This is a genomic window from Streptomyces chilikensis (assembly GCF_001642695.1).
GTDB classification, from domain to species: domain Bacteria; phylum Actinomycetota; class Actinomycetes; order Streptomycetales; family Streptomycetaceae; genus Streptomyces; species Streptomyces chilikensis.
This window is the reverse complement of sequence record NZ_LWCC02000121.1, coordinates 25,767-34,298: the sequence shown is the minus strand read 5'-3', so window position 1 is coordinate 34,298 and position 8,532 is coordinate 25,767. Positions and strand designations below refer to the sequence as shown.

The window sequence follows — 8,532 nt, the reverse complement described above, 5'->3', positions numbered from 1 at the left end:
CACATTCCCGGCGTCGGTCTTCAGCGCCGCGTAATCCGTCTCCAGCTGCGCCAGGTCCCCGGTGAACTGCGGTATCTGCCCCGGCTGGATCACGCCTTCCCCACCCCCGGCATGTCCAGCTCCGGCACCTGCAACGCCCGCCGTTGCGCCTGCGCCGCCATCTCCAGATCACCGTTCAGATAGGCGGTCGTCGCCTCCACCGCACCCGTCAGCGACTTCCCCGCCCGCGCCGCGACGAACTGCAGCTCCTTGGCCGCCTTCTCCGCGTACTGCGACAAAGCGAGCGCGACCAGACCGCCGGCCTGCTCGCCCCCGCCCCCGCCCTCGGCGGAAATGGTGCCGGCGCTGGTCGCCGCCGACTGCAGATGCTCACCGAACGACTTCGCGTAACCCTCCATCGAGGACGCCGTCTCACCCGTCGTCTTCAGGACCTGCGAGATCCCCTGCGGCGTCAGATCCCAGCTGGGCACCGAAAACCCCCGTCATGCCTACGGTCTGCTACCTACTGCCTGCCCACCGACCGGACAACACCCGGCCATTCAGCCGATGTTGTCGACCGCGGCCTTCGCCCGCTGCAGCGTCGACTGCGCCGTGCCGTCGTTCTGCTCCAGCGTCGACTTCAGCAACGCGATGATGTTCCGCACCTCCTGCGAGGCACTGATCCACCGCTGCTCCTTGCCGTGGTACTCCTCCGCCACACCGTCGGCGACGAAGTCCGCCATCGCCGCCTTCACCTGGCTCTCCCGCTGCGTGAGCAGCCCCTCCAGCCGGCCCACCACCGCCTGGATGTTGGCCTGCGCGTCCGACGACGCGCCCGAATCGTAGGAACGGCGATCAGCGCCCGCACCCGCCATCACACATCACTCCCCGGAAAACGAAGCAGACAAGAACAAGCCTCGAGACGCCGGCACCTGCCGCGCCCCGGCGCGCGGATCAGCGGAAGCGCGCCGCGTCGAAGTTGGCCGCCGACATCTGCTGCCGCGCGTTGTCACCCTGCTCCTGGTCACCCGAGGCGAACGCCGAGTCCATCCCCGCCTGACCGCCCAGGATCGCGCCCAGCGAACTGTTCAGGTCCGCGGCGATCTGATCCGCCCGCGCCTTGAACTGGTCGAACATCACCCGGCCCTGACCGTTGAACTTGCCCTCCAACGGCTGCACCGCCTGCACCAGCTGACGCACCAGCGCGCCCAGGTCCTCACTCGAACCACGCGAGTCACGCTGCAGCGTCGACAGCGTCTGCGCACCCATGTCGAACTTCACGAAACCTCCCCCGGACGGGCCACCACGAGGACCACTGCCGATCCGCCGCGACAGTTGACCTCATCTTCGCCGCCCCGGCAGCGGTTGCGCAATCGAGGCCGACAACACTCACCGACGCATCACAACTCCGCCTGGTTCCAAGCTCTTTGTCCGAGCGTGGTGTGCGTCGAGGACTGTCCGCCGGACGGCCAGGACCTTCCCCCGTCACCCGACAGGGACCAGGCCGTGCAGACGGGCGCCACTGGGCACGGCGTGGTGGACGCCGTCGCCCTTCAGCCGGCGGGCGCACAGGACCTTCAGCCCTTCATGTGGGCGAAAACGTGCCCGACACGGGCTCGTGGTCCTCCAGAAGGGCTGCGGCGAACCGCTCGGGTTCGTCGTGGCCCGTGTGCCGGAGCGCAGCGCTGCCGTCAGGCGGCTGCCGACTCCGGCTCGTCATCCCGGCCGCTCTGCTGGTGCAGCACGCGCAGCGCGTCCGCGGAGGTCGCGTCGTTGGGCGTGTAGATCTCGACGCGGTGATCGGGGCTGTCGGGCTGGAGCCACACCTGATAGTCCACGCTCACCGCCCCGACGGCGGGGTGCTGCAGGTGCATGGTCCCCGTCGTGCAGTCGGAGACGTCACCCGTCGCCCACATCGCGGCGAAGTCCACGCTATTCATGGTGAGTTCGCCGATCAGTCCGGCGAGCCGGGCGTCCGTGGGGTAGCGGCCCGCGGTGAGGCGCAGATAGGCGACGTGCACCTTGGCGAGGTCCGGCCAGTTGCGGTACATGGCGCGGGTGTGCGGGTCCAGGAAGAACATCCTCGGGACCGACGGACGTCCCTGCGGATCCTGCGGATTCCGCGGCGCCTCGAAGGGGACGTGCTCGGCGACCAGCGCGTGCCCGGTGCGGTTCCACGCGAGGACGTCACCGCGCCTGCCCAGCACCACCGCCGGCATGGCCTCGCCCAGCGACTCCAGGAGGGTCAGCACCCGCGGGTGGGGCTCCTCGCGGGGCGGTTCGCCCAAACCCGGCTTCGCGGACTGCCGGGCGAGGTTGTGCAGGTGGGCGGTCTCCACCGGGTCGAGCCGGAGCACCCGGGCGAGCGCGTCGAGCACCTGATCGGAGGCGGTCTCGGCCTGCCCCTGCTCCAGACGCGTGTAGTACCCCGCGCTCACCCCGGCGAGCTGGGCGAGTTCTTCCCGCCGGAGACCGGGGACCCGGCGGGAGGTGCCGTAGGACGGCAGACCGATCTCCGCCGGAGTGACCCGGTCACGACGGCTCTTCAGGAACGTTCCGAGGCTCTCCACGCACACGAGCGTAGGGCGCCCGCCCGCTTCGTGGGTGTACCTGTCGGGTGTACCCACGCCACGGGGATGGCTGTCGGCCACGCCGTGCCCGAGTGTCGGCACCATGACTCGACAGCACGCGAACGACGCACCCGGACTGCGGGCCTGGCTCGGGCTCGCGGTGGTCCTCGGCCCGGTCCTCCTCGTCTCCATGGACGGATCGATCCTGTTCCTGGCGATGCCCCGGATCAGCCAGGCCCTCTCGCCCACCGCCGACCAGGCGCTGTGGATCCTGGACGTCTACGGCTTCGCCGTCGGCTCCCTGCTGGTCGCCTTCGGCGCCATCGGTGACCGCTACGGCCGGCTGAAGCTCCTGATGGTCGGCGCGACCGTGTTCGGACTCGGCTCAGCCGGCGCCGCGTTCGCACCGACCCCCGAACTCCTCATCGCCTGCCGGGCGCTCATGGGCGTGGCCGGTGCGACCCTGCTGCCCTCGGCGCTGGCCGTACTGAGCGAGCTGCTCCCCGACCCCCGGCGCCGGGCCCAGGCCATCGGCATCTTCGCCGCGGCCTTCGCCGCCGGCTTCGCCCTCGGCCCGGTGATCGGCGGCACCCTCCTCGGCCGGTTCTGGTGGGGCTCGGTCTTCCTCGTCAACCTCCCCGTCATCATCGTGTTCCTGGCTTTCGCCCCGGTCCTCCTCCGAGAGGTCCGGCAGGGCGGGACGGGCCGCGTCGACGCCCTCAGCGTCGTGACCTCCGCCGGGGGCCTGCTGCTCACGACCTACGGCGTCAAGCACGGGGCCGCCGACGGGATCTCGGTCCTCCCGATCACCACGATCATCGCCGGCGTCGTCGTACTGGTCCTCTTCGGCCTGCGCCAACGACGCCTCGACAACCCGCTGATCGACTTCTCCCTCTTCCGCGACCGCGTCTTCACCATCGCCGTCATCACGGGCCTGCTGCCACTGGCCGCGTGGTCGGCCACGGCGTACCTGTCCGGCACCTACCTCCAGTCCGTACTGGGCCTGGGCGTCCTGCACGCGGCACTGCTGGCCCTCCCGGGCGCGGCGGCCCTCACCGTCTCCTGCATCGTCACGCCGGCGGTCGTCGAACGCATCGGCAAGCGGGCCGCCCTCCTCGTCTGCCACTTCTCCATCGCGGGCGGCCTGTTGCTGCTGCTGCCCACCACGGTCACCGGCGGGACCGGCTGGTACGTCGCCTCGACCGTGATCGCCGGACTGGGATACGGCATCTCCTTCGCCGTCGTCGCGGACACCGCGGTCGGCGCGGTCCCCGCGGAGCGGGCGGGTTCGGCCGGCGCGATCGCCGAGACCAGCAACGAGATCGGCAACGCCCTCGGCATCGCGATCCTCGGCTCGCTCGCCGCGCTGCTCTTCCGCCTCCAGGGCCCGGACCTCGCCCCCACCCTCGACGAGACGCTCCAGTCGCCCTCCCTGCTCGCACCCGTGATCCAGGACGCGAAGTCCGCCTTCGTCACCGGCCTGCACGTCGTCGTGATCACGGCGAGCCTGCTGCACGCCGCCCTGGGAACGGTCGCCCTGCGCCGGCTCCCCAGGCCGGTACCGGAACAGCGGACCTCCGAGGCCCACGAGGAGCCCGTGGCGGGCAAGGCGTGACGGGACGGAGGTCATGGCCGGGCCCCGTGGGGGACGCGGACCTGGCGCTCGACCTCACGCCGACCGTGCCGACCGCCGTGCTCGACGACCTGTGCTTCCACCTCGGTGTCCTCGATGCCGGGAGCGACGTGGACCAGGAGGACGCCGGGGGCGAAGGAGACCTGATCGCCCTGTTGTCGCGGCGCGGGCCGGCGACGCGTATCGGCGGGGTGCGGACCGGGGGCCGGTCCGTGCGCGGGACGGCTGGGCGCCGACGGCGCGACAGGAACGTGCGCGCCGATTTTCCGCCTGAACTCGGCACGCCGGTCCAGCGGTTGGCGCTCCACGTCAGGACCGGGGGAGTGATCGGCCGGATCAGGTTCTACGAGGAACGGGTCCCGGAGCTGCTGGTCGACGGGGCCGGGACACCGGTCAGGATGCCCCTGGGTCCGCGACGGTGGCGCCGGAGGCCGCCGGCCCCTCCTCGGGCTCGCCGAGCTGTTCCCGTATGTAGTTCCACACCACCGCGATCAGCGCGGAGGCCGGCACGGCCAGCAGGCTGCCCACGATGCCCGCCAGGCTTCCTCCCAGCGTCACCGCCAGCAGGATCACCGCCGCGTGCAGGCCCAGGCCCCGGCTCTGGATCATGGGCTGGAAGACGTTGCCCTCCAACTGCTGCACGCCGACGATGATCGCCAGCACGATCAGCGCGTCGGTCGGCCCGTTCGACACCAGCGCGATGAGCACCGCCACGAAGCCGGCGAACAGGGCGCCGATGACCGGCACGAACGCGGAGACGAAGGTCAGCACCGACAGCGGCAGCACGAGCGGCACGTCGAGGATCCACAGGCCGAGACCGATGAGGACCGCGTCGATCAGACCGACGAGCGCCTGCGACCGGATGAACGCGCCCAGGGTGTCCCAGCCCCGCTCGGCCACGGTGGGAACGTGGACGGCGAGGCGGCCGGGCAGTTGCCGGGTCAGCCACGGCAGGAACCGCGGGCCGTCCTTCAGGAAGAAGAACATCAGGAAGACGGCCAGCACGGCCGTGACGACACCGTTGATGACGGTCCCCACCCCGGTGACGACGGCGGAGACCGTGGCGCCCATGCTGTTCTGGAGACGGTCCACCGCGGAGTCGAGCGCCTTGGTGATCTCCGTGTCGTCGATGTTCAGCGGCGGCCCGGCAGCCCATTCGCGCAGGTGCTTGATGCCGGCGATCACGCCGTCCACCAGCTCTCCGGACTGGGACGTCACCGGTACGGCGATCAGCGCCACCACACCCGCCGCGATCACCAGGGACACCACGGTGACCACCGAGGCCGCGAGAGCGGGGGCCCAGCCGTGCCGGCGCAGGAAGCGCGCCATCGGCCAGGTGAGCGTGGTGAGGAACAGGGCGACGACCAGCGGCCAGACCACCGGCCACATCCGGCCGAGGAGCCACAGCCCCGCCGTGACCATCAGCAGGATCAGCAGCAGATCGGCGCTGGTGCGCGCCGACGTACGCAGGGCTGTGCGGGTTCGCGTGGCACTCAACCTGGCAGGCATGGGGGCCACTTTAGAGGGCGGCGGCGAGGCGGTGCCGACGTGGGGGACGGCCCACGGCGGCCGGTGGCCGAGGGGGACGCCCTTCACCGCCGGCACCGCCTCGCCGACCGGAAGGACCGGCCCCGGCGGCACCGGCCGGCGCCCGGCCCTCGAACGCCGCCGGCACGGACCCGGCCGGGACGAGAAGCCCGCCGGGCCCACGCCTCGCCGGGGCTGCCCGGCCCGCATGCGGGAACAGCCGTCTCCGGGCCGTCAGGCCGTGGGGACGGTGACGACCGGGCAGTGGGCCCGGTGCAGGAGCCCGTGGACGACCGAGCCCACGCGCATGCCGGTGTAGCCTCCGTGGCCCCGGCGTCCGACCACCACCGCGAGCGCGTGTTCGGCCGCCTTCGCGAGCACCTCCACGGGTGGGCCGACGGTCACCTCGTGGGTCAGGGACACGTCCGGGTGGCGTTGTGCCGGGGCGGAGGTGGCCTCCCTGAGCCGCCGGCGCTCGGCCTGGAGCGCCGCGTGTTCGGGGCGCCTGGTGAAGACCGGTGGTTCCCAGGCGGCCACGGTCCGCAGGCCGCAGCCGCGCAGGTGCGCCTCCTCCAGGGCGAAGGCGAGAGCGGCCCGTGACGACTCGCTCCCGTCGAACCCCGCCACCAGGTAGGGCGCGGCCTGGGTGCCGTGCTCCGCGTCGCCCACGACGACGACCGGGCACCGGGCCTGTGCGGTGACGGGGACGACGAGCGAGCCCGCGCTCAGGAACTCCTCGGTCCTGCTGAGGTGGCGGGATCCCAGCACGACCATCGCCGCCTCCTGGGACAGGCCGGCCATGACACGGGCCGGCTCCCCTTCGAGGAGCGCGGTGGTGACCTGGATCCCGGGTCCGCGCTCGTGCACCCGGCCGGCGGCGGCGGCCAGCGCGTTGCGGCCCGCGATGGCCCGGGTCTGGAACCGGGGGGTGTCGTCGACGTGCTGGCTGTCCCGTGGGGGCGGTACGGCGACCACGAGCCGCAGGGCCGACCGGCGCCGCTCCGCCTCGTCCACCGCCCAGGAGACGGCCAGGCGCCAGTTCCCGGCCGGGTCGACCCCGACGACGATCTCCGGACGTTCCGCCGTACCGTTCATGGTCCTTCTCCCGATCCGGTCCCGGACGGACGCTCCGCCGGGCGGAGGCCGGAGCCGGGGGCGCGCCTCGGGCGGCGCGGCCGGGGCCTGTGTGGCCGGGGCCGGTGCGGCCGTCCGGGAGGGATGCTCCCGGAGAGCTGTGTGTCGCTTTTCGGGCGCCTTCCCACCAGCGTTCCACGGACGGCCCACTCCGCAACCGGGCCGTCGGCCCGATTCCTTTCCCCGCAGGGGGAACCCGGACACCGGCGGACGACCCCGGCCGAGCGACCCCGGCCCCGCCCGCCGGAAGAGGTGCCCACGATGTCCAAGGCCACGTACACCGATCTGTACGAGATCACCATGGCCCTGTGCTACCGGCACGAGGGGATGAACGCCCCCGCCACGTTCAGCCTCTTCGTGCGCGACCTGCCCGAGGGACGGGGTTTCCTGGTGGCCGCCGGAGTGGAGTCCGTGCTGGACCTGCTGTCGGATTACCGGATCGGCGACGAGGAGGTGGACGCCTTCGCCGACGCGCTCCACAGGCCGCGGCGCGACGTCGAACCGCTGCGTGACCTGGCGTTCACCGGGGAGGTCCGAGCGGTGCCCGAGGGACGCGTCGTCCTCGCGGGGGAGCCCCTCCTCGAGGTGACCGCGCCCCTCATCCAGGCGCAACTGGTCGAGACCTGCCTGCTCAACCAGGTCAGCCACCAGACCGCGATCGCCTCGAAGGCCGCCCGCTGCGTGCTCGCCGCGGCCGGGCACCCGGTCGTGGACTTCTCCCTGCGGCGCACCCACGGCCCGCAGGCGGGCCACCAGGCCGCACGCCTGGGTGCCGTGGCGGGCTTCGCGGGGACCAGCAACGTGGCGGCCGCGGTCCTGGAGGGGATACCGGCCGTGGGCACGATGGCCCACTCGTTCGTGGAGGCCTTCCCGACGGAGGAGGAGGCGTTCCGCGCCTTCGCCCGCTGCCACCCGGGCCCCCTGACCCTGCTGGTGGACACCTACGACACCGAGCGCGGCGTGCGGATCGCCGCCCGGGTCCTGCGGGACCTGGACCGCGCGGCGGGCTCGGCGGTCCGCCTGGACAGCGGAGACCTGGGAGCACTGGCGCGGCGTGCGAGGTCCCTGCTCGACGAGGCGGGCCTGTCCGAGGTCAGCGTCGTCGCCAGTGGCGGTCTCGACGAGTACGCCGTGGACGAGCTGGTGCGGGGCGGCGCCCCCGTCGACGTGTTCGCGGTGGGAACGAAGGTCGGCGTCTCGGCCGACGCCCCGTACCTGGACTCCGCCTACAAGCTGGTGGAGTACGACGGCCGCCCGGTGATGAAGCTGTCGCAGCGCAAGGTCACCGCTCCGGGCGCCAAACAGGTCTTCAGGCGTCCGGGCTTCGCCGACGTGATCGGCCTGGCCGCGGAGCCGCCGCCCCCGGACGGCGTGCCGCTGCTCGAGACGGTGATGCGCGACGGGCGGCGGACCGCGCCCCGGCCCTCCCTGGCCGACCTGCACGCCAGGTTCACGGCGGACCTCGCGGATCTTCCGGGCGGCGCCCGGAGGATCCGCTCGCCCGTGCCGCCCCGGGCGGTGACCTCGCACGGACTGGACGACCTGACCGACCGCGTACGCACCCGCACGGAGGAGGCCGCGGCGGCCGCGGCGGCGCCGGCGGACACCGCGGCGGCCCGCCCGGCGGGCGGGGGATCCGCCCGGCCTGGCGTCACCCGTGGAGCGGAGCGACGCTGGAGCTGAAGGAGA

Annotated in this window: 8 protein-coding genes; 2 read left to right on the top strand and 6 right to left on the bottom strand. The window is 72.7% G+C overall.

The window, feature by feature from the left end:
- Positions 1 to 89: 89 nt before the first annotated feature.
- From A2U95_RS25890 to A2U95_RS25875, 4 genes are all read right to left on the bottom strand, one after another.
- Positions 90 to 470: a DUF6507 family protein gene (locus A2U95_RS25890; RefSeq protein ID WP_166027345.1), complete on the bottom strand. Its 381-nt coding sequence runs from the start codon at positions 468 to 470 to the stop codon at positions 90 to 92.
- 69 nt (positions 471 to 539) lie between these two features.
- Positions 540 to 854, bottom strand: coding sequence for a pore-forming ESAT-6 family protein (locus A2U95_RS25885; RefSeq protein WP_166022917.1), 315 nt, complete (start codon positions 852 to 854; stop codon positions 540 to 542).
- 79 nt (positions 855 to 933) lie between these two features.
- On the bottom strand, positions 934 to 1,260 hold the full coding sequence (locus tag A2U95_RS25880) for a hypothetical protein (protein WP_166022919.1): 327 nt from the start codon (positions 1,258 to 1,260) through the stop codon (positions 934 to 936).
- Positions 1,261 to 1,670: 410 nt separating this feature from the next.
- Positions 1,671 to 2,555, bottom strand: a complete 885-nt coding sequence (locus A2U95_RS25875) for a helix-turn-helix transcriptional regulator (protein ID WP_206283064.1) — start codon at positions 2,553 to 2,555, stop codon at positions 1,671 to 1,673.
- Between the two features lie 97 nt (positions 2,556 to 2,652).
- On the opposite strand from A2U95_RS25875, the gene A2U95_RS25870 reads away from it, so the two are divergent.
- On the top strand, positions 2,653 to 4,164 hold the full coding sequence (locus A2U95_RS25870) for an MFS transporter (RefSeq protein ID WP_166027341.1): 1,512 nt from the start codon (positions 2,653 to 2,655) through the stop codon (positions 4,162 to 4,164).
- Positions 4,165 to 4,575: 411 nt separating this feature from the next.
- Here A2U95_RS25870 and A2U95_RS25865 read toward each other — a convergent pair whose 3' ends face one another.
- Together A2U95_RS25865 and A2U95_RS25860 are read right to left on the bottom strand one after the other, a co-directional pair.
- A complete protein-coding gene (locus tag A2U95_RS25865) occupies positions 4,576 to 5,691 on the bottom strand; it encodes an AI-2E family transporter (RefSeq protein ID WP_166027339.1) in 1,116 nt (371 codons plus the stop codon).
- Between the two features lie 252 nt (positions 5,692 to 5,943).
- Entirely contained in the window at positions 5,944 to 6,804 is an 861-nt protein-coding gene (locus tag A2U95_RS25860; RefSeq protein WP_166027337.1) for a universal stress protein, read from the bottom strand.
- 300 nt (positions 6,805 to 7,104) lie between these two features.
- Here A2U95_RS25860 and A2U95_RS25855 point away from each other — a divergent pair, with 300 nt between their 5' ends.
- The gene (locus A2U95_RS25855) at positions 7,105 to 8,526 is read left to right on the top strand and encodes a nicotinate phosphoribosyltransferase (RefSeq protein WP_166027336.1); all 1,422 of its coding nucleotides are present in this window, start codon (positions 7,105 to 7,107) and stop codon (positions 8,524 to 8,526) included.
- Positions 8,527 to 8,532 lie beyond the last annotated feature (6 nt).

Bases quoted from the DNA above. Each gene is read 5' to 3' on its own strand.
- A2U95_RS25885 (WP_166022917.1), bottom strand. From the start codon at position 854: ATGGCGGGTGCGGGCGCTGATCGCCGTTCCTACGATTCGGGCGCGTCG.
- A2U95_RS25870 (WP_166027341.1), top strand. From the start codon at position 2,653: ATGACTCGACAGCACGCGAACGACGCACCCGGACTGCGGGCCTGGCTC.
- A2U95_RS25865 (WP_166027339.1), bottom strand. From the start codon at position 5,691: ATGCCTGCCAGGTTGAGTGCCACGCGAACCCGCACAGCCCTGCGTACG.
- A2U95_RS25860 (WP_166027337.1), bottom strand. From the start codon at position 6,804: ATGAACGGTACGGCGGAACGTCCGGAGATCGTCGTCGGGGTCGACCCG.
- A2U95_RS25855 (WP_166027336.1), top strand. From the start codon at position 7,105: ATGTCCAAGGCCACGTACACCGATCTGTACGAGATCACCATGGCCCTG.